The organism is Streptomyces sp. NPDC001450 (assembly GCF_053597295.1).
Genome location: NZ_JBSFHY010000046.1, coordinates 50,910 through 72,116, shown reverse-complemented (window position 1 = coordinate 72,116; position 21,207 = coordinate 50,910). Strand labels below are relative to the sequence as shown.

Here is a 21,207-nt window from a genome sequence, read left to right as displayed (position 1 = left end):
AGGATTGTTCATGATCCTGCAACGGCCTGGTCAGGGGCGCGTTGTCGGGTGTGAGGAGCTGCCCTGCACGGCCGCGGCGGCCTGCTCCGTAAATGGCTGGCCCTCAACCCGACTCGGCGGGATGATCCCCGGTGTTGGCTGTGCGACCGCCGCCCGGGCACAAGGGCGGCCGCGTACTGTGCTTTCTCCCTGCCCGGGAAGGGACTGTGATGACCACTGCCGCGTCCGAGCCGGCCGGTTCCGAGCCCGAGGTGCGCACCGCAGCCGGGGTGCTGCGTGGCAGCGTGGAAGGGGGTGGGGCGGTCTTCCGTGGCATCCCCTTCGCCGAGCCGCCGGTGGACGGGCTCCGTTTCGCCGCACCACAGCCGGTCACCGGATGGGACGGCATACGTACGGCTGTGTCGTACGGGCCGCCGCCCCCGCAGGCAGGCCACTTCGGCATGGACGCGCTGTCACGGGAATCGGTGGGCACTGACTGGCTGACGGTCAACGTCTGGTCGCCCGAGCCGTACCCGGGTGCGGGGCTCCCGGTGATGGTGTGGATTCCCGGCGGCGCCTACAGCATCGGCATGTCCAGCCTCCCCGAGTACGACGGGGCCCGCCTCGCGCGGGAGGGCGGTCTCGTCGTGGTGACGCTCAACTACCGCGTGGGCATCGAGGGGTTCGCGTACATCGACGGAGCGCCCGCCAACCGGGGACTGCTCGACCAGGTGGCCGCGTTGGAGTGGGTGCGCGACAACATCCGGGCCTTCGGGGGCGACCCGGACCAGGTCACGGTCTTCGGTCAGTCGGCGGGCGCGGGGTCGGTCGCTGCGCTGCTGGCGATGCCGCGTGCGGCGGGGCTCTTCCGTCGGGCGATCGCGCAGAGCGTGCCGGGGACGTTCTTCTCACCGGCGCTCGCCGCCGACATCGCCGCCACCTGCGCGGCTGAGCTGGGACTGCGGCCCACAGTGGCCGACTTGGCGACCGTGGCCCCGAACCGGCTTCCCACCGCCGGTGATGCGGTCGCCGCCAAGTGCGCCTCGTTCGCGAACCGCTGGGGCCCCATCGCGCACAGGTCGATCCCGTTCTCGCCCGTCGTCGACGGTGATGTTCTGCCCGTCACTCCGTGGCAGGCCCTGGCCGACGGCGCGGCCCGGGACGTCGACATCCTTGTCGGGCACACCCGTGACGAGCAGCGGCTGTTGACCGCGCTCGACGGCATGCTGGGGCAGGTCACGGAAGAGCAAGCCGAGACTGCTCTGCAGGTCTTCGCCCCCGGCCCGGACGGTGCACGCCGGTACCGTGACGCTTTCCCCGGCGCGGGCCCGGACGAACTGTACGAACTGGTCAACTCGGACTGGCTGTTCCGTATGCCGAGCCTCCACCTCGCCACCGCGCAGATCACCGGTGGCGGACGTGCCCACATGTACGAACTGACCTGGTCCGCCCCCGGGATGGGAGGTGTCCTCGGCGCCTGCCACGGCCTCGACGTGCCTCTCGTGTTCGGCAACCTGGGCAGCGGCCAGCCTGCGGCACTGATCGGCGAGGGCCCCTCCCCCGCTGCGGAGCAGCTGTCCGCACGCATGCGCACCGCGTGGACTGCCTTCGCGGCGCACGGTGCCCCCGGCTGGGCCGCGTACGACTTCGCGCAACGCCTCACGCAACTCTTCGACACGCGACCGGCCGTCACCGCCTATCCGGAGGAGACCTCCCGCCTCATCTGGCGAGACCGCTCCATTCCGGTGCTGCCGCTGATGGACCAGTAGCAGCCCGATCCCCAAGAGCCAAGAAGGACTGGACGTTCTCGTTCCAGATCCAGCGCCGGACCGTGCGTTCGCCGTCGGCCGAACCCGCTGATAAACATATGTGGTGGCGGACGACGACTCCCATCGGTTCCAGGTACGGCAGTCCGGGCTCATCGTGAAGGTCCCGGAGGCGGAGCCTGCTGTGCGGGTGTGGCGCGAGCGGCTTGATCCCTCGGCCGGCGCCGGGGTACCGGCTCATGTCACGGTGCTCTTCCCGTTTCTCGACGCGAGCCGGATCGACGAGAGTGCCTGTGCCGCGATCGGGGAGGTACTCGGTCGGCACCAGTCCTTCGAAGTCCGGTTCGAGCGCTGCGGACGGTTTCCCGGGGTGCTGTATCTCGCCCCCGAACCGGACACCCGCTTCAGGCGCCTCACCGAGTCGGTCGTGGAGCGGTGGCCGGAGAACCCGCCGTTCGGTGGGCAGTTCGCCGATGTCGTCCCGCATCTGACCGTCGCCCAAGGCCAGGACGAGGCCGTCCTGGAGAAGGCCGCGGCCGATGTGCTCGGCGCTCTCCCCGTGGTCGCACGCGTCTCGTCGGTCGACTTGCTGGTCCACGACGGAACGCGGTGGCAGCAGCGGGCCTCTTTCCCTCTGCGGTAGGCCCGGTCGCGACTCCGAAGGGATCACCACCGGGACACCGACTGGCCGGCACCGCCCTGAAGATTGTAAAATTGTCTTTTTGTTCAGGTTTTCACCCTGTGACGCCGCCTGAGGAATTCGCAAGTGCGTACCGCCCGCCGCATGGATCTGCTGACGCCGAGCGCGGCCCTTCTGATCGTGGGATGCGTCCTGCCCGCAGAGGCGAGCCCCACCCCCTACGCCGATGCGCCGGCCACACCGGCGGTGGCGGTGCGCCCCGCCGACCCCACTCCGTCGGCGCTGAATCCCATCGATCCGGCCGCCTTCCAGGCCACCGTCGCGCGTGCGGCCGAGAAGCTCATGGTCCCCGGTGCGGTGGTGCTGCTCCAGACCCCGCAGGGGACCTTCCGGGCGACCGTCGGTACCACCGAGCTGGGTGCGGCCGGCCGGCCCACCACGAGCGACCACTTCCGGATCGCCTCCAACACCAAGACCATGACCTCGGCCCTGATCCTCCTCCTCGCACAGGGCGGCAGGCTCCGGCTGGACGACCCGGTGTCCGACTACGTTCCCGGGGTGCCGGGCGGCGCGCACATCACCATCGCCGAGCTGCTGAAGATGCGCAGCGGTCTGTACAACTACACCGACGCACCCGAGCTCGCGGCAGCCCTGGACGCCGATCCGGGCAGGGCTGTGACGCCGCAGGAGATGCTGGACATCGCGTTCCGGCGCCCGCCGAACTTCCCGCCCGACGCGTCCTACGAGTACAGCAACACCAACTACGTGCTGCTGGGCCTCGTCGCCGAGAAGGCGGGCGGCCGGCCGTTGGCCCAGCAGTTCCGGGACCGGCTGTTCGGCCCGCTCGGCCTGGTGGGGACCTCGCTGCCCGACGCCGACGATCTGTCCCTTCCCGCCCCCTTCGCACATGGATACATGTACGGCGCAACGGCCTATGCGCTGGTCGACCGGCCCTACCCCGCCGACCTGCAGGCGGCGGCCCGCTCCGGAAGGCTCAAGCCGGTGGACTACACCCACCAGAACCCCTCGTACGCCACCGCCCCCGGAGGTGTCATCTCCACAGCGGACGACCTGGCCACCTGGATCCGGGCTCTGGTGACGGGCAAGGTCCTGGACCCCGCGTTCCAGCAGCAGTGGCTCCACAGCCCCCAGGCCGAGGACCCGGCCGCGCCCGGCGGGCAGAAGTACGGGTACGGCATCAGCCACCAGCGTTTCGGCCCCCACTCCGCGATGTACTACCACGGCGGTGAGCTCCCCGGCTTCAACTCCTTCATCGGCTACGACCCGGACAACAAGGTCACCCTCGTGATCTGGACGAACCTGACTCTGTCGCCCGACGGCCGGACCACTGCCCAAGCCCTGCTGCCCACCGTCCTCAACCAGGTCTACGCCGGCCTCTCCCTCCCCACCAGCGCCGCGGCACCGCGGGCCGTCGCCCGTCCGGAGCGCGGCTCCTGAGTCGGTCCACGACGGACGGCGTCACCATGTCACGGCGTCGAACAGAGCCGTCGTATCCGGTTCCCGGCTGTGGTTCAGGGTCTGCTCGGCCCAGATCACCTTGCCCTGCGCCGCGTAGCGGGTTCCCCAGCGGTCCGCGAACTGGGAGACCAGGAACAGGCCACGGCCTCCTTCGTCGGTGATGGCCGCGCGCCGCAGCCGGGGTGAGGTGTTGCTGCCGTCCGACACCTCACAGACCAGGGTGCTTCCCAGCATGATCCTGACCCGCACGGGCGGAGCGCCGTACCGGATCGCGTTGGTGAGGAGCTCGCTGAGGATCAGTTCCGTGGTGAACGCCGACTCCTGCAGCCCCCAGTCGTCCAGGCGGCGGCTGACGTCCGTACGCACCCGGGACACGGCCCGCGCATCGGAGGGCACGTCCCAGGTCGCGACCTGGGACGGGTCGAGCAGCCGGGTCCGGGCGACCAGCAGCGCCACGTCGTCGCCGGGCGTCTCGGGCAGCATCGTCTCCATGAGGGCCCGGCAGGTCTCCTCCGGTGTCTGGTCCGCGTGGGCGATGGTCGAGCGGAGCAGCTCCAGGCACTCGTCGATGTCCCGGCCGCGGTTCTCGATCAGGCCGTCGGTGAACAGGACGAGCCGGCTGCCCTCCGACAGGACCAGCTCCCCGGCCTCGAAGGGGTGCCCACCCACCCCCAGGGGCGGCGACAGGGGGACGTCGGGGAAGGTCACCGTGCCGTGTTCGTCGGCCACGGCCGGTGCGAGGTGGCCGGCCCGGGCGACGGTGCAGTGTCCGCCGACCGGGTCGTATATGGCGTAGAGGCAGGTGGCGCCGGTGAGCGGCGCACGGTCCTCGTCGGCGTTCGCCGTCTGCGAGTCCAGGCGGGTCACCATCTCGTCGAGACGGCTCAACAGCTCGTCCGGGGCCAGGTCCAGGGAGGAGAAGTTCAGCACGGCGGTCCGCAGCCGTGCCATGGTCACGGCGGAGTGCAACCCGTGCCCGACGACGTCGCCGACGGCCAGTGCCACCCGGAAGCCGGGCAGGGGGATGACGTCGAACCAGTCGCCGCCCACGCCGGACTGCGCGGGCAGGTAGCGGGAGGCGATCTCCAGTGCGTCCTGGACCGGCAGGTCCAGGGGGAGCAGGCTGCGCTGCAGCGTCACGGCCATGGTGTGCTCGCGCGCGAAACGGCGTGCGTTGTCGATCGCGACGGCCGCCCGGGCGACCAGTTCCTCGGCCACGGCGACGTCCTCCTCCTCGAACCTGGCGGATCCGCCGCCGCGCCAGAAGTTGGCCATGCCGAGGACGATCCCCCGGGCCCGCAGAGGGACCGTGACCAGTGAGTGGATGCCGTAGTCCAGAGCCTGCCGTGCTCCCTCAGGGTCCTGGGCCCGCCAGTCCTGGGCGGTGTGCAGGTCCGGCACCAGGACGGCCTTGCCGCGTCGCAGCGCCGCCACCATCGGTGTGTCCGCCACCACGAACCGGATCAGATCTCCCACCGGCTGCAACGGGTGCCCGGCCCGTGATTCGCTCAGCGCGGTGCGCCTCATGCGCAGCACGGCGCCGGTGGGCTCCTCGCCACGCAGCACGGAGTCGAGGAGTTCCACGGTGGCGAAGTCGGCCATGCGCGGGACCGCCACCTCCGAGAGCTCCTCTGCGGTACGCCGTACGTCGAGCGTGGTGCCGATCCGCGTGCCGGCCTCGTACAGGAACGACAGGCGGCCCCGCGCGACCTCCGCCTGGCCGGACAGGGCTCTCAGCTCCGTGGTGTCCCGGAAGGTGGCGACAAGGCCCTGCGCGGCGTCGTAGGGCGCGATGTGCCGAGTGTTCACTGCCAGCAGCCGGTCTCCGGCGGGAATCACTTCGTCGGAGGTGGCTTCGCCCGACACCAGCAAGCGCGTCAGGCCGGAGCCCAGGCCCAGCTCCGTCACGTGCCGCTGGTCGGCGTCCTCGGGCAGGCCCAGCAGCCGCTGTGCCTCGTCGTTGGCGAGCAGCAGTCGTCCGTCGCCGCCGACGATCAGGACCCCCTCACGCACCGCGTGCAGCACGGCGTCGTGGTGCTCGTACATCCGGGTCATCTCGGCGGGGCCGAGTCCGTGGGTCTGCCGCAGCAGCCGCCGGCTGACGAGGGCTGCACCGCCGGTCGCGAGCACGAGTGCCCCGGCCGCGGCGCCGAGCAGTATCGGCAGCTGCTGGTTCAGCACGTGGCCCAGGGTCTCGAACTGGATCCCGGCGCTCACCATGCCGATGACACGCCTGCTCGCATCGGTCACGGGGACGACCGCGCGCACGGCGTCGGTCGGACGGCCGTGGAACGTCTCCGTGAACGTCTCCCCTGCGGCGGCTCGGCCGACGCCCTGTGCCTTCGTACCGATCATGGCGGGGTCCGGGTCGGTGAGCCGGACCCCGTGTTCGTCGAGGACGGAGATGAAGTCGACTCCGGAGCCGAGCATCGCCCGCTCCGCCGGCGCCTGCAGCCGTGCCGTCGGATCAGGTGACTGCAGCGCGAGTACCGTGCCGGGTGCGTGCGCGAACGCCTCCGCCGCGGCCAGTGAACGGTCCTTGGCGCTGCGCTCGGCGTCGTACCGCCCCTGCACCACCAGTGCGGCTGCCGCCACCGCGACCAGCAGCAGCATGATGAGGGCCTGCAGCAGAAAGACCTGCGCCGCGAGCGTACGGACGCTCAGGGACGGCCAGAGGCGGCGTCCCTGTGACGGCCAGGGGCCTGTACGGCCACGACGGGTACGGCGAGGCGGATCCGACGACCGCCCCGGGCCGGGCGGCGCCGCCGCTCTCCCCCATGGCCGGCGGGAGCGTCCGCTCATGCACCTTTTCTAACACTGCGGCAGCGTACGTTCTACGCGGACCGCTCCTGACCGGGTGGGGTCCGGCAGCGCAGGGCGAGAGCCGCGATGTCGTCGTCGAGCCGTCCGCCGCTGTAGTGGAGCAGATCCCGGTGAAGCCGGTCCAGCAGCTCACGGGGCGGCGTCGGGCCGAGTTGCCGCATCCATTCCGGCAGCGGGAAGAACGTGCCGTTGCGGTCCCTGGTCTCCGTTACGCCGTCCGTGTAGAGAAGCAACTGGTCGCCCTCACAGAAGTTGACGGTGTCAACGATGTAGTGGTCTCCGAGGAGCGTCGCGAGGTTGAGGGGCGGCGAGGGCATGCTGGACTCGAGGACGCGGATCTCCCCGTTCTGCACGAGCAGGGGTGGCGGGTGCCCACAGTTGAGAATTCTGACCTGCCCACCGCCGTACGGGATCTCGGCGATCAGGGCGGTGGCGAAGTGCTCGGGCTGGTCCGGGGCGGGGGAAGCGAGGCTGTGACGGGCGATGCTGGTCTCCAGGCGACGGATGATGCTCCTCAGGTCGGGCTGGTCGTACGCGTTCTCCCTGAAGCAGTTGATCACCGCCGAGGCCGCGCCCACCGCTTGGAGTCCCTTGCCGCGCACGTCACCGATGAGGAGCCGGACCCCGTACGGGGTGTCGGCCGCCTCGTAGAAGTCGCCTCCGATCCGGGCCTGCTCCTGGGCCGCCAGGTACAGCGACTCGATCTCGACGTTCTGGATGCGGCGCGGGAGCGGGCGGAGCAGCACTTTCTGGGCTGCGTCGGCGACGAGCCGGACCTGGAAGAGCATCTCCTCGCGCTCGAGTCGTAGATGGCTGGCGTATGCGGCCGCCAAGGTGACCGCGACGATCGCGGCACCCGTGTACGGCGTCCCCAGATCGGAGTAGACGAGGCTGAGCCCGATCATGACCAGCAGGCAGAACGCCCCCAGCAGGATCGTCGGCACGACGGCCCACAACGCGGCCGCGAGGGCGGGTGCTGCGGGCAGGAGGCGGCTGAAGGCGATCTCCCTCGGTGTGGCGAAGGCCAGGCCGCTGATGACGAGGGTCAGGATCACCGGTGACAGCATCACGGGGTCCCGTCGGCCGCCGAGTGGAGGGCGACGCTGGAGCCGTCCCGACCTGATCACAAAATGCATCTTAACGGGATGATGCGGACATCACTCCACGTAGAGGCACGCGTCCGCGGTCGGTGATCAGCCGCTCGAAGCACCAAGTGCCAGGTCACCCGCGCACCCGGGGGAAAACCCCCGGACGCCACGTGGGGCAGCCCTCGTATCCACAGGGTGGCTGGCAGGCTTCTTCGGGGCGGTCGGCCGTCCCCAGAATTCTCGGCATGACGACTTCCCCTGATGCCTCCGTGGCGCCCCGGGCCTCCGACGCGTGTGCGGGCACGCCCGACCCCGGTGCCGGCAGCGATTTCGCAAGGCTGTCCCAGCGCATGAGCGAAGCCGGTCTGCTGAAGCGGCGCCCCGGTTACTACACGGTACGGCTCGGTCTCGTGGTCGGGCTGTTCGCTGCGGGCTGGGGAGCCTTCTTCGCGCTCGGCGACACCTGGTGGCAACTGGCCGTGGCCGCATTTCTGGCCGTGATGTTCGGGCAGGTCGCCCTGGTGGCGCACGACCTGGCCCACCGGCAGGTCTTCCGGCGGCGCCGGCACAGCGAGATCTGGGGACGGCTGTTCGGCAACCTCGGCATAGGCATGAGCTACGGCTGGTGGATGAACAAGCACACCCGCCACCACGCCAATCCCAATCATGAGGAACTGGACCCCGATGTCGCCCCGGACATCCTGGTGTGGTCCACCGAGCAAGCCCGCGCCAGCAGTGGCCTGGCCCGTCTCCTCGGTGGCCACCAGGCGCTGCTGTTCTTCCCGCTGCTGACCCTGGAAGGCTTCAACCTCCACGTCGCGAGCCTGCGGGCGCTGCGCTCGCCGTCCATGAGGAACCGGCTGCTCGAGGCCGCTCTGCTCCTGCTGCACATCGCGGGTCTGCTCACCGCCCTGTTCGTGGTGCTCTCACCGGGGAAGGCGGTGGCGTTCCTCGCCGTGAACCAGTGCCTGTTCGGCGTCTACCTGGGCTGCACCTTCGCCCCCAATCACAAGGGCATGCCCACGATCACCGGTGCGCAGCGGCTCGACTTCCTGCGCCGCCAGGTTCTGACGTCCCGCAACGTGCGCGGCGGTTGGTTCACCGACGTGGTGCTGGGTGGGCTCAACTACCAGATCGAGCACCATCTGTTCCCGAGCATGCCCACGGTCCACCTGCGCCGAGATCGGGGTGCCGTACCACGAGACGGGGCTGATCCGGTCCTACCGCGAGGCCCTGGCACACATGCACCGGGTGGGAGAGCCGATCCGGCAGCGGCGCAGGGCGTGACCGCGCCGGCTCGGTGCCCTCAGGTCATGGAACCGGGGACACCGAGCCGATCGGGTCAGCTCGACCGACGACCTACCGCTCAGCCCTCAGCGGGCGTGGTGACGGCCGCGCGTGAACGGCTCGAAGGTGTGGCTGAACTGCCAGGTGTCCTGGGCGATTCCGGAACAGGAGTTGGCGCCGCCGGTGCCGACACAGCCGCCGTTGTCGCGCTGGAGGGCCCAGAAGGAGAGGGTGTCGATCCCCTCGGCCTCGGCCCACTTCTCGACCGTGACCGCGTTCTGCGTGGTGAAGGTCTCCTCGGGACCGTAGTCGTCGATGCCGGGCATCTCGGTGACGCCGACCATGCTCCACAGCTCGGCCGGGCTCTTCTTCGGGTGGAGGGCGGCCAGTTGGCCGTGCAGGCCGGCGGCGGCGCTCTCGGTGTCGGCCGCCATGTCGTGGGTGGCGCCGTCGTAGTAGTCGAACGTCATGATGTTCACGACGTCCACCCGGGCGTGGTTGTCGACCGCGTTCTGCAGCAGGGCCACACCGCTGGGGGCGAGGCCGGTGTTCGTCGTCGGCAGGGTGTAGGAGAACTGCAGGCTGTGGCCGGTGCGTTCGGCCCAGCGTTCGGCCTTGGCGACGGCCTTGTTGCGGCGGTCGATGCCGGCGGTGTCGGTGCTGGAGTCGGCCTCCACGTCGAGGTCGATGCGCGTGATGCCGTAGGTCTTGACGAGGCTTTCGTACACCGCGGCGATGGCGTCGACGCTGGTGCAGCTGTCGGCGAGTTCGGTGCCGGTGGTGTCGGCGCCGTAGCCCCCGAAGGAGGGGATGACGTTGCCGCCGCGGGCCTGGATCGCGGCGATGTCACTGCCGAAGACCGACCGGGAGATCGGCTGGGCCGTGTCGCCGTTCCAGTACGTCGCGCACGAGCCCGCGGCGGGCGTCTGGAGGAAGGCCATCGTGAGGTACTTGGTGCCGGACTCCGCGGCGAGCGCCGCCGGGCTTTCACCGGTCCAGGCCTCGAAGTACGGCGCCGCCACGTGCGCGGGCATGGGCCCGGCGGGGTGCGGGGGCATCTGCGACGAGGCGTGCGCGCCACCTCCCCCGAGGGCAACCAGCGCGGCTGACAGGGCAGTTACGGTCATGCTGGACAGCAGCGCGTGATCAGGTCCGGTTCGTCGCATTGACGCTCCCATGGCGAAATGAGCAGGCGGGGACAGCGGGAAGACCCGCGAGAACAGATGTGCGTGAGGTCGAACCGGGTCCAATGGTTGGACTAGACCAATTAACTGTCAAGGTTCTTTACAATTAACTGACCAAGCCAGGGCGGGTGAACACCAGGTGGGTGGCGGGCAGTTCGCCGGTTCGCTGGTGCGCGCGCGGTGCCGCGAGCACCGTCGGACGGGGGACGAAGCCGGGGGAGTCGTTCAGTCCGCTGCTTCCAGGCCGGCCTTGTCGCAGGCGAGGCGGAGCGCCCGAGTGCAGATCTGCCCGATGGTGTAGACGCGGTCCTCGAGGAGCGTCCGCCGGATGTCGGCGGTTGTCACCGCCCTCGGAGTGAGCAGGACGGTCGGGATGTGCTGGGTGGTGGGGCTGTCCATGGTCGTCGTGGCGATGTCGTGCAGACCCTCGCCGCGCCCGAGGGCGACCGCCATGGCGGCGGCCGCGGCGGCTTCCGCCGGGAAGGGCTTGTAGACCGTCATGAGCTGTTCGCCCTTGATGATGCGCCGTACGGCCTCGAGGTCGGCGTCCTGGCCGGTGACGGGCGGAAGTTTCCGCACCTGGGCGCTCTTGAGAGCGGCGATCACACCGGCCGCCATGGCGTCGTTGGCCGCCAGGACGCCGTCGATCCGTTGCGGTCCCAGGGCCGCGATCGCGGCGGACATGTTGGTGTGGGCGCTGTCAGTGCTCCAGCCCGGCGTGTCGTACGACCGGCGGATGTTCACCTTGCCGGTGAGGACGGACAGCGCCCCCTTCCTGAACCATGCCGCGTTGGGGTCGGTGAGATCGCCGTTCATCATGACGACGTTCCCGCCGTTCGCCCGGTCGCCCATGGCCTTGAGGAGCGCCTCGCCCTGGAGCTTGCCGACCTGCGCACCGTCGAAACTGACGTAGCCGGAGACCGGGCCTTCCGCGAGCCGGTCGTAGGCGATGACCGGGACGCCCGCCGCGTGCGCCTCCTGGATCGAGGAGCGGAGCGCCTTGGTGTCCGTGGCATCGAGGATCAGGACCCTGACCCCCTTCGTGACCATGGAGGTCATCTGTTGCTGCTGTCTCGTCGCGTCGTTGTCGGCGTTGGCGTACTCCAGGGCGCAGCGGGGACACAGGTCCTTGAGGCGCTTCTCGATCAGCGGCTTGTCGAAGTGCTCCCAGCGGGGCAGCGACCGGCTCGGGAGCAGCAGCCCGACGGTGAAACTGTCCGCGCCCGTCCTGCCGTTGCCCGCGCAGGCGGCCAGGGACGTCGCCAGCAGCCCCGCGACGAGCGCTGCTACGACGTTCCGGGTGCGGGTTCTCATGGCGGGCCCTCCTGGTCCGTCCGGAGTCCCGAACCCGGGCGATCCGGATCGGACGGCGGTACGACGATCTCGCTCCACACCTGCTTGCCGCTGGCGACCGGCATGGAGCCGAAGGACTCCGACATCGCCTCCACCAGCATCAGGCCCCGGCCGCCGGTCGACTCCCAGTCCACGATCACCGGCTTGGCGGGCGCGCGCGGGGAGGAGTCGTTCACACAGACCCGCACCCGGTCCCCGCGGAGCGTCAGGTCGACGTGGACCGGCCCCTGGGTGTGCACCAAAGCGTTGGTGACGAGTTCGGACACGACCAGCAGCACCGCGTCGGCGACTTGCTCGATGTTCCAGCGGCGCAGCGTGCGCGCGGTGAAGCGGCGGGCGTGCATGACGGCGTCCGGCAGCCGCCACACCGCCCAACCGGCCCGTATCGGCCGGGTCTTCATGCCGTCGTAGCGGAGCAGCAACAGCGCCACGTCGTCCTCACGACGGCCGCCGTCGCCCAGCAGGGCGTCGGCCACCCGCCCCGGGTCCGACGGGTCGGCGGCGGCGAGTGCGACGCGCGTGCGCTGCATGCCCTCGTCCAGGGGCAGGTCGGCGGCCTCGACCAGACCGTCGGTGACCAGGGCGAGCAGCGTGCCGGGGGCCAGTGCGACCGATGTCATGGGGAACTCCGCCTCCGCGGAGATGCCGAGCGGGAGCGCGCCCTCGACCTGCACCTCCTCGGTGCTGCCGTCGGGATGCCGTACCAGCGGTGCGAGGTGTCCGGCGCGGACGAACAGGGTGTTGCCCTGCTCCATGTCCAGCTCGGCGTAGCAGCAGGTGGCGAACAGGTCGGTCTCCATGCCGACGAGGAGTCGGTTGGCGTGCGAGACGACCACGTCGGGTGGGTGGCCCTCCACCGCGTACGCCCTGACCGCGGTACGCATCTGACCCATGATCGTCGCTGCTCCGGCACTGTGTCCCTGCACGTCCCCGATGACCAGCGCCACCCGGTCCTCGGAGAGGGCGATGACGTCGTACCAGTCGCCGCCCACCTGCAACCCGCGCCGGGCCGGCAGATAGCGGGCGACAGCCGTTCCTCCGGACAGTTCGGGCAGGCGCCGGGGCAGCAGGCTGCGCTGCAGCATCGTGGCGAGTTCCTGCTCTGCGTCGTGTGCGTGCGCACCCTTGAGTGCCTGGCCGACCAGCGCCGCGGTCGCCGTCAGCAGGGAGCGTTCCTCGGGGGCGAACTCGTGCGGCCGGTCCCAGCCGATCAGGCACAGGCCGGCGGCCCGCCCCTTGGCGGGAAGCGGCAGGACGGCGAGCCCCCCGGGGCCGACGCCCGTGAGTCCGGGTTCGAGGGCCGTGCCGGCGGGCCACAGGTCCATGCGTCCGTCCCGCAGTGCCAGCCGCAGGGTGGGCAGGGCGCCGACCGGCGCGTCGGGCCACTGCGAACGCCACTCGGAGCGCCACGACTCGGGCCAGGCGGCGGGCTCCGGCGGGTCGAGCACGGTGACCACGAGCCGGTCGTCCTGCAGCTCGGCGAGCGCCACCCGGTCGGCGCCGAGCGGCTCCCGGAGCGCGGTGACCACCACCTGGCTGACGTCGGCGACCGTGGTGGCGTCGTCGAGTGCGGCGGTCAGCCACTGGATCCTGGAGACGTCGTCGGTGCTCCGGGGCAGGACCGAGGTCGCCGTCACCACGCCCAGCACCTGGTCGGGCCGGTCGTCGCTGCCGGCGATCACCCGGCAGCTCAGGCTCAGCCAGCGCATCTCGCCGGTGGGGCGACGGACCCGGAACTCCAGCACCCGTCCGCCGAGCGCATGGGCGGACGGCTCCAGGACCGACATCAGGGCGTGCATGTCCTCCGGGAGGGTGTGCGCGAGCAGGGTGTCCGCCTTGCCGTCGAACTCGTCCGGCGTGATCCCGACCAGTTCGAGGAGGATCTCGTCCGCCTCGATCAGGCCGGTGTCCGGCACCAGGGCGAAGGAGCCGACGCTCAGCCGACGCAGTGCGGGACCCAGCAGCGGCGACGGTGTGGTGCCCCCGGCCGCCGCCTGGAGCAGGCCGGCGACCGCGTCGGCGTACCGCTCCAGGAAGCTTTGCTGCTCGGGTTCGAAGCCGTTCGCGCACGTGCCCACGACGACGAGGCAGCCCAGACGCCTGCCCTCCGCGCGCAGCGGCAGTGCGCCCAGCGACGTCTCCGCGCGCGGCGGCGTCGGGCCGCCGTCGGAGAAGGAGGCGAGTGCCGTGGGATTCAGCCACAGAGGACGGCCGGTGCGGAAGGCTTGGGCCGCGGGTGAGCCACCGGACAGGATCAGGCGCTCGGGCAGCCCGTACTCGGAAGCAGCGCGACCGGCGGTCTCCACCAGTCGCAGCTCTTCCGTCCCGGCACCGAGCACGTAGACCGCTGCCAGCGCCGCTGCGGCGAACGTCAGTACACGAACACTCGGGGCGGCCTCGGGCACCGGCGGCGGGCCGCTACCGGTGGGGGCGGCGTCGGATGCCCGCAGTTGCGCGACGCCGGCCCGGGCACTGCCGTCATGAGGCATGTCCGCACCCACCTCCCGTCCAGGCCGAGGTGCCGACAGGGCGCGATGAGGGCCTTACACCAGAATCGCATATATGGACTAACCGGACAGGTCGATGAGGCGGTGGCCGGGTTCGCAGATCACTGCGGCCGGTGTCACACTGACCACGTGGTCGTCCTCCTGGCCAGCCCGTTCAGAGAGGTCTCTCCGATGAAGGCCTTCATGGGGAACGCGGCCATGGCGATGGCCGTTGTCTCGGCGATGGTCGCCGTCGCGGCCTGCGGGACGGACGCCGGGAACGCCTCCACCGGGGGGAACTCGCCGACGATCGGTGTGCTGCTGCCGGACTCCACCACCGCCCGTTGGGAGACCCAGGACAGGCCCCTGCTGGAGAAGACGATCAAGGACCTGTGTCACGACTGCGTGATCGAACACGCCAACGCCAAGAACGACGTGGCCATCCAGCAGGAACAGATGGACTCGATGATCACCGAGGGGGTCGACGCCATCCTGCTCGTGGCCGTGGACGCCAGGTCGCTGCGCCCCACGGTCCAGAAGGCGCATGAGGCGGGCATCCCGGTCATCGCCTACGACCGGCTCGCCGAGGGCCCGATCTCGGGATACGTCTCCTTCGACGGGAAGGAGGTCGGCAGGCTCCAGGCCCGCGCGCTGTTGCAGGCCATGGGCGACAAGGCGCACGGCGGGCAGATCGTCATGATGAACGGCGATCTCACCGACCCCAACGCGGTGGCGTTCAAGGAGGGCGCTCTGTCCGTGCTCAGAGGGAAGGTGAAGATCGGCAAGTCGTACGACACGCTCCAGTGGCGGCCGGAAGCAGCCAACATGAACATGAACGGTGCCATCGCCGCACTCGGCTCCGAGAACATCCAGGGGGTCTACGCCGCCAACGACGGCCTCGCCGGCGGGAGCATCTCCGCGCTCAAGGCGAACAAGGTCCGCCCACTGCCCCCCATCACCGGCCAGGACGCCGAACTCGCCGCCGTGCGGCGTATCGTCAACGGTGATCAGTACCAGACGGTCTACAAGCCGTTCACACCCGAGGCCTCCGCCGCCGCCGCCATGGCCGTGGCCGCGGCCCGCGGTGACAGCCTCGACCAGGTCGCCACGACCAAGGTGAGGACCCGCAGCGGGACGGAGGTGCCGGCCGTCATGCTCACCCCGGTGTCCGTGACCGCCGCCAACATCAAGAGCACCCTGGTCAAGGACGGCGTCTACTCGGTCCGGCAGATCTGCACCCCCCGGCTCGCGGCCGCCTGCCAGAGGGCCGGACTGACCTGACGACGCGGTTCCCCGACCGCGGCCGTGCCCAGGGAAGGAGATGGTTCTCGTGCCGGCTCCCCCCTTGCTGGCGCTGCACGGTGTGTGCAAGCGCTTCGGTGTCGTCGACGTCCTGACGGACATCGAGCTGGAGATCCACGCCGGCCAGGTCCTCGCTCTCATGGGCGACAACGGGGCCGGCAAGTCCACCCTGGTCAAAGTGATCTCCGGCGTCGCCCCCGCGGACAAGGGCACCATCGAGTGGGAGGGCCGGCCGGTGCACATCAGGCGTCCCCAGGACGCCCGCGCCCTGGGTATCGCCACCGTCTACCAGGACCTCGCGCTGTGCGGGAACCTCGACGTCGTCGGCAATCTCTTCCTCGGCCGGGAGATCCGCAGGTTCGGCTTCCTCGACGAGGTGGAGATGGAACGCCGCAGCAGACACCTGCTGGAACGGCTGACCAGGGGCATCCCCGATCTGCGCGGCCCCGTCGTCTCCCTGTCCAGCGGCCAGCGGCAGACCGTCGCCATCGCTCGCTCCCTCCTCGGCGAGCCGCGGGTCCTGCTCCTGGACGAACCGACCGCCGCGCTGGGGATCGAGCAGACCACCGAGGTCCTCGACCTCGTCGACCGGCTGCGGGACCGTGGTCTGGGCGTGCTGCTCATCAGCCACAACCTGGGGGATGTGAAAGCCCTCGCGGACCGGGCCGCCGTGCTGCGGCTGGGGCGCAACAACGGGTTCTTCGACGTGAACACCGCGTCTCAGGAACAGATCATCTCCTCCATCACCGGTGCCACGGAGAACGTGCCCCGCCGGATGGCTCACCAGGAGTCCGGGTGGTGAAAGGGATGCACGACATGGCGGACCACACGCGAACCGAATCCTCCGCACCCACCGCCGAGGCCCATCCGCCGCACCGCGTGCGGGCGGTCACCCGGACCCTGGAGGCCGGGACCGCCGCCATCCGGCACAAGCTGCGCGCCGGCGAACTGGGCTCGCTCCCCGTCATCCTCGTCCTCGCCCTGGTCTGGATCATCTTCCAGTCCCTCAACCACAACTTCCTCTCACCCCGGAACCTGTCCAATCTCAGCGTGGACATCGTGGGTACGGGTCTGATCGCGGTCGGCATCGTCTTCGTGCTGCTCCTCGGTGAGCTCGACCTGTCGGTCGGCTCGATCAGCGGCCTCGCGGCGGCGGTGTTCGCCGTCCTGAACGTGAACCAGGGCGTGCCGGAATGGCTGGCGCTCATCATCGCGCTGCTCTCCGGGACCCTGGCGGGAACCATCCAGGGCTATTCCTTCGCCAGGATCCGGGTGCCGGCGTTCGTCGTCACCCTCGCCGGGCTGCTGACGTGGAACGGGGCCATGCTCGCCGTCCTCGGCACGAGCGGCACCGTCAACCTCGACGAGAACGGACTCGTCGCCAAGCTGACCAGCTCCTACTTCACCAGCCACGCCGCCGCCTACGGTCTGGCGGCCTTCGGTACGGGCATGGTCTTCCTCGGGTCCTACCTGGAGCGACGGCGCCGCAAGGCCGTCGGCATGCCGTACCGCTCGCTGCGGGGCATCGCGGCCCGTACGGCTGTACTCGCGGTGATCACCTTCGCCGCCGCGTACGTGCTCAACCGGTTCCAGGGTCTGCCACTCGCCCTCCTGATCTTCATCGTGGTGGTGGCCGGCCTCGACGTCCTGCTGCGGCGCACGCACTACGGACGGCAGGTCTACGCCCTGGGCGGCGGGGTCGAAGCGGCCCGTCGGGCCAGTGTCAGCGTGCTGCGGGTGCAGACCGCGGTGCTCGCGGTCTCGGGCACCATGGCCGCGCTGGGCGGCCTGTTCCTGGCCTCGCGCATCACCTCGGTGAGCCAGGGTTCGGGCTCCGGGGTGCTGCTGCTCAACGCCATCGCGGCAGCCGTGATCGGCGGCACCAGCCTGTTCGGCGGACGCGGTACGACCTGGTCCGCGGTGCTCGGCATCCTGGTCATCCAGTCGATCGCGTCGGGCATGGCGCTCACGGACACCCCCACCGCCGCCCAGCTCGTGATCACCGGCGGGGTGCTGTTCGCCGCGGTGGTCATCGACTCGCTGTCACGACGCTCGCAGGAGGCACACGGACGGGCTTGACCGGGCTTGACGCGTTCGGTGGCGGACGGTCAGAGGATGGTTTCCTCCTCCGGGACCACGACCTGGTCGACCATGTGCTGGATCTTCTCGGTCGGCAGGGCGACCGCCAGGGCCCAGTAGTAGATGAGCAGACTGAACGCGGCGACGGCGCCGATGTCCCACCACAGCGGGAACCAGGGGTGCTTGAGCGGCCCGAAGTCGCTGAGGTAGACGATGAGGCCCATGCCGACGAGGTAGACGGGCAGCCACTGCGCGGCGTGCAGGTCGAGCTGGGGCGTGATCGGGTTCATCTTGAACACGCGGTTGGCGATCAGGATGACGTAGCCGATGAGGATGGCGACGCCGAGCTTCCAGTCGGTGTCCCAGCCGGACCACAGGATCAGCAGGTTGGCCACGACGAAGGCCAGCGGCGACATCCAGCTGCCGCCGGGCAGCCGGTAGGGGCGGTGGGCCTGCGGCAGCCGGTTGCGGAACACACCGAAGGACAGCGGGGCACCGGCGTACATGAGCACGCTGGCGCTGGTGATCAGCCCGACCAGGGAGCGCCAGCTCGGGAAGGGCAGGAAGCAGATGCAGCCGATCACGAACGCGGCGATCAGGCCGACCCACGGGACGCCGCGTCGGTTGGTGGCCTCGAACACGGTGGGCACGTAGCCGTTGCGGCTGAGGCCGTACGAGACCCGGGAGGAGCCGGTGATGTAGATCAGACCGGTACCGGCGGGCGAGATCACAGCGTCCAGGTAGAGGACCGTCGCCAGCCAGCCGAGGCTGATGAGCGTGGCGACCTGGGCGAACGGTCCGCTCAGGGCGTTGAACGCGGACGTGGCCCAGTGGCTGCCGATCTGGGACGCGGGCAGCGCGGCGAGGAAGGTCACCTGCAGCAGGATGTAGATGATGATGCCGAGGACGATGGACCCGATCACCGCCCGCGGGATGTCGCGCTTGGGGTTGGCGCTCTCGCCGGCGAGCTGGTCGGCCTGCTCGAAGCCGAGCAGCGCGAAGATGATGCCGCTGGTGGAGACGGCGGACAGGATGCCCTTGGCCCCGTAGGGGTCGAATCCGTCGGCCGCGGTGAAGTTGCCGGCGTGGAACTGGGCGACGGCGAACACGAAGATCGTCAGCAGCGGGACGCCGACCTTCCACCAGGTCGCCGCGCTGTTGGTGCGGGCCAGCAGACGGATGCTGAGGAAGTTGATGGCCGTGATGACCGCCATCAGACCGACCGCGACGGCGATTCCGGACGGGGTCAGTACGTGCTCGCCACCCTGGATCTTCTCCCAGCCGCTCGCCCAGGAGTAGTGCTGGGCGTACGTGATCATCGCCAGTACCTCGATGGGTGCCACGGTGGCCGCCTGCAGCCAGGAGAACCAGCCGAAGGACGCCCCGGCGGCCCCGCCGAAGGCGTAGTGGGGGAAGCGGGCGGTGCCGCCGGAGACCGGGTACATGCCGCCGAGCTCGGCGTGCACCAGCGCGAGGATCAGGATGGCGATGCCGCCGATGGCCCAGGAGATGATCGCCGCGGGCCCGGCCGCCGCCAGTGCCGTCTGAGCACCGAACAGCCACCCGGATCCGATGATCGACCCCTCCGAGGCCCAGATGAGCCCGACGAAGCCGATCTCGCGCCGCAACCCGGGGTGGTGGCCTGAGCCAGGTGCCTTTTCCGATCCGGCCATGCCCCACACCCCCTCAGTAGGTGATGCTCACCACCATCGTGCCACGGTGTGACCCAACCGGCGGTTGGATTGCGACGCCGGGGACTTGGCGGTGCGGCAGGCGTCGGATCACTGCCCGGCGGTGGCTCTGCGCTGAGCCTGGTCGAACTCCGTCAGAGGGTCACCGCCGGCCTGCCAGGGCCACCCGGTGACGGTGCCGCCGAGTACCTCGAACACCGGACGGGCCTCGTGGCGCCGGTCGGCGGCCATCAGCGCGTACGCGAGGATGTTGAGGTCGGAAAGCGCCTTGGCATGGCGCAGGAATCCCGGCTGCACCCAGGTCCGGGCCACGCGGTCGAGTGCCTGGGCGGCCATCGCCTGGGACCAGTGGTTCCGCGCCACCAGCGCTTCGAATCCGCCCCGGCCGAGGACGGAGTGGTACTGCAGGACCTGGGCGCTGAGTTCCGTGACCGCACAGGGCGCGTTGGCCGGCATGCGGGCGCACAGGGCGTCCACGAAGTCCAGGACCTGGATGCGGGAGCCCCCTTCCTCCGGGGTGAGATAGCCGAGCATGCTCAGGTAGGCCTCGCGGTTCCAGCGATCGCGCGCGAGCACCTCGTTCCACACGCCGAACACCTGGGGCTGCTCCCAGCGTTGCAGGCGGGCCAGCCCCAGGAGCACCACCCAGGGAGTGGGGTCTTCCGGGACGATCTCGGCGGCACGGAGACAAGCGTCCGTGGCGTCGCCCGTGTCCTCCGGGCGCCCCTGCGAGCGGGCGCGTGCCAACTGGGTCCAGCCGTGCAGCACGAGCGCGCTCGCGTTGCCCGGCTCGCGCGTGGCCCAGGACCGCGGCAGATGCGAGTCGGCCAGGAAGTCCGCCAGGACACCCAGGCGGTGCGTCCGCCGGTCCCAGTCTCCCGTCTCCTGGTCCAGGAGACGGGAGATCTGCGCCGCGCACAGGTCCGTCGTCGCGATCGTTCCGGTCCTCGTCGTCGCCAGCAGGGACTTCAGCAGCCTGCCCAGGTCCTGGTCGTCGAGTTCCGGGGCGAGGCGTGCCCGTTTGCGGCGACTTGAAAGAAAAGCCATGTCGGGAGGCTAGAGGCGGCCAGGAATAACGCAAGGTTTCGGCCAAGATCGTTATGGATTACACGAATCACCTGGGTCACCCGACCCTGGGGCACTGTGCCCGCCACCAGGAGGAACCCGGCGTCGCACCCACCCCCGTGCGTGGCTCAGCGGGTCAGTTCCGTCTGGGTGGCCGGCGCGGGGACGAGGGCATGACGGATGTACCACTCGGTGGCGAAGAGCCGCTCTCGCCCCTCCTGGGGAAGGCCGGCGATCAGTCCGGGTACGGCTCCCCGTTCCACCTCGGTGCGGTGGGCCAGTACGGCGGCGACTTTCTGTTCCATCCAGGGGCCGACGTCGACGATCGCGGTGACCTGTTCGTCCGGAACGCTGTACACGGCCTTGTGCACACCGACCACGTCTGCCAGCGCCGACACGGCGGAGTGCGGGTGCGTGGCCAGGTAGAGGGCACGCGGCTGCCAGGGGGCACCCGCATCGGGGTAGAGCCGTTCAAGTCCGGCCGCCTGGGCCGCGAGCACGGCGACCCGGTGCGTGTGCACGTGGTCCGGATGGCCGGTCAGCCCGCCGTAGGCGTCGTGGGTGACCACGATCTCCGGGCGGAAGTCCCGGATGTGCGTGACCAACCGCCCCACCGCCTCGTCGAGCGGCGCATCGCAGAACCGCGCACTGCCCGGGGCCGACTGCGGCACGCGCGCATCGGCGTAGCCGAGCATCCGCGGCGTGCCGGCGCCGAGGATGCGCAGCGCGTCGGCCAGCTCCGCGGCCCGCACAGTGCCGGCCGCCCAGGTCGCCGTGACAACGCCGACGCGCGCGCCCGCAGCCGCGTGACGGGCGAGCACTCCCCCGGCGAACAACGACTCGTCATCCGGGTGGGCGAAGACCGCGAGCAGGCTCGGCACGGGCATGGGGGGGCCGCCTTCCGGTGAGGGGGCTGGATCATAGACCAAGGGGCGGTTCGGCCTGAGGTCGGCCGACGGGGTGTTGTCGGGGGCGTCCGCGCAGT

14 protein-coding genes and 1 pseudogene are annotated in these 21,207 nt (G+C 70.3%); 7 read left to right on the top strand and 8 right to left on the bottom strand.

What is annotated here, in order from left to right; all coding sequences use genetic code 11:
• Positions 1-209 precede the first annotated feature (209 nt).
• The 3 genes from ACWC5O_RS37625 to ACWC5O_RS37615 all read left to right on the top strand — a co-directional run bounded on the left by ACWC5O_RS37625 (position 210) and on the right by ACWC5O_RS37615 (position 3,843).
• The gene (locus ACWC5O_RS37625; RefSeq protein ID WP_450588146.1) at positions 210-1,748 is read left to right on the top strand and encodes a carboxylesterase/lipase family protein; all 1,539 of its coding nucleotides are present in this window, start codon (positions 210-212) and stop codon (positions 1,746-1,748) included.
• A gap of 103 nt (positions 1,749-1,851) precedes the next feature.
• Complete coding sequence (locus ACWC5O_RS37620; RefSeq protein WP_450588147.1) at positions 1,852-2,388, top strand: 2'-5' RNA ligase family protein; 537 nt, start codon at positions 1,852-1,854, stop codon at positions 2,386-2,388.
• Positions 2,389-2,511: 123 nt separating this feature from the next.
• Positions 2,512-3,843, top strand: a complete 1,332-nt coding sequence (locus ACWC5O_RS37615; RefSeq protein WP_450588149.1) for a serine hydrolase domain-containing protein — start codon at positions 2,512-2,514, stop codon at positions 3,841-3,843.
• Between the two features lie 21 nt (positions 3,844-3,864).
• Here the strand turns inward: ACWC5O_RS37615 and ACWC5O_RS37610 are convergent, their stop codons facing one another.
• Positions 3,865-6,477 (bottom strand): SpoIIE family protein phosphatase, encoded by a 2,613-nt coding sequence (locus ACWC5O_RS37610; RefSeq protein WP_450588150.1) that lies wholly within the window; start codon positions 6,475-6,477, stop codon positions 3,865-3,867.
• Positions 6,478-6,698: 221 nt separating this feature from the next.
• Positions 6,699-7,742 (bottom strand): PP2C family protein-serine/threonine phosphatase, encoded by a 1,044-nt coding sequence (locus tag ACWC5O_RS37605; RefSeq protein WP_450588152.1) that lies wholly within the window; start codon positions 7,740-7,742, stop codon positions 6,699-6,701.
• Positions 7,743-8,020: 278 nt separating this feature from the next.
• On the opposite strand from ACWC5O_RS37605, the pseudogene ACWC5O_RS37600 reads away from it, so the two are divergent.
• Positions 8,021-9,062, top strand: a pseudogene (locus tag ACWC5O_RS37600) (fatty acid desaturase family protein).
• A gap of 86 nt (positions 9,063-9,148) precedes the next feature.
• Here ACWC5O_RS37600 and ACWC5O_RS37595 read toward each other — a convergent pair.
• The 3 genes from ACWC5O_RS37595 to ACWC5O_RS37585 form a co-directional block, all read right to left on the bottom strand.
• The gene (locus ACWC5O_RS37595) at positions 9,149-10,189 is read right to left on the bottom strand and encodes a chitinase (RefSeq protein WP_450588154.1); all 1,041 of its coding nucleotides are present in this window, start codon (positions 10,187-10,189) and stop codon (positions 9,149-9,151) included.
• 282 nt (positions 10,190-10,471) lie between these two features.
• Positions 10,472-11,560, bottom strand: a complete 1,089-nt coding sequence (locus ACWC5O_RS37590) for a substrate-binding domain-containing protein (protein ID WP_450588155.1) — start codon at positions 11,558-11,560, stop codon at positions 10,472-10,474.
• A complete protein-coding gene (locus tag ACWC5O_RS37585) occupies positions 11,557-14,088 on the bottom strand; it encodes a SpoIIE family protein phosphatase (protein WP_450588157.1) in 2,532 nt (843 codons plus the stop codon). The genes ACWC5O_RS37590 and ACWC5O_RS37585 overlap by 4 nt, the downstream gene beginning before the upstream one ends.
• 189 nt (positions 14,089-14,277) lie before the next feature.
• On the opposite strand from ACWC5O_RS37585, the gene ACWC5O_RS37580 reads away from it, so the two are divergent.
• Genes ACWC5O_RS37580 through ACWC5O_RS37570 form a run of 3 tightly spaced genes read left to right on the top strand, consistent with a single transcriptional unit; the run spans position 14,278 to position 17,466 of the window.
• On the top strand, positions 14,278-15,366 hold the full coding sequence (locus ACWC5O_RS37580; RefSeq protein ID WP_450588158.1) for a sugar ABC transporter substrate-binding protein: 1,089 nt from the start codon (positions 14,278-14,280) through the stop codon (positions 15,364-15,366).
• Positions 15,367-15,406: 40 nt separating this feature from the next.
• Entirely contained in the window at positions 15,407-16,189 is a 783-nt protein-coding gene (locus ACWC5O_RS37575) for an ATP-binding cassette domain-containing protein (protein WP_450588160.1), read from the top strand.
• Positions 16,190-16,194: 5 nt separating this feature from the next.
• Entirely contained in the window at positions 16,195-17,466 is a 1,272-nt protein-coding gene (locus tag ACWC5O_RS37570; protein WP_450588161.1) for a sugar ABC transporter permease, read from the top strand.
• Positions 17,467-17,495: 29 nt separating this feature from the next.
• On the opposite strand, the gene ACWC5O_RS37565 is transcribed toward ACWC5O_RS37570, so the two are convergent.
• The 3 genes from ACWC5O_RS37565 to ACWC5O_RS37555 form a co-directional block, all read right to left on the bottom strand.
• Positions 17,496-19,139 (bottom strand): APC family permease, encoded by a 1,644-nt coding sequence (locus ACWC5O_RS37565; RefSeq protein WP_450588162.1) that lies wholly within the window; start codon positions 19,137-19,139, stop codon positions 17,496-17,498.
• A gap of 108 nt (positions 19,140-19,247) precedes the next feature.
• The gene (locus ACWC5O_RS37560) at positions 19,248-20,204 is read right to left on the bottom strand and encodes a hypothetical protein (protein WP_450588164.1); all 957 of its coding nucleotides are present in this window, start codon (positions 20,202-20,204) and stop codon (positions 19,248-19,250) included.
• A 146-nt stretch (positions 20,205-20,350) separates the two neighbouring features.
• On the bottom strand, positions 20,351-21,109 hold the full coding sequence (locus tag ACWC5O_RS37555) for a PIG-L family deacetylase (protein ID WP_450588166.1): 759 nt from the start codon (positions 21,107-21,109) through the stop codon (positions 20,351-20,353).
• Between the last annotated feature and the right edge of the window lie 98 nt (positions 21,110-21,207).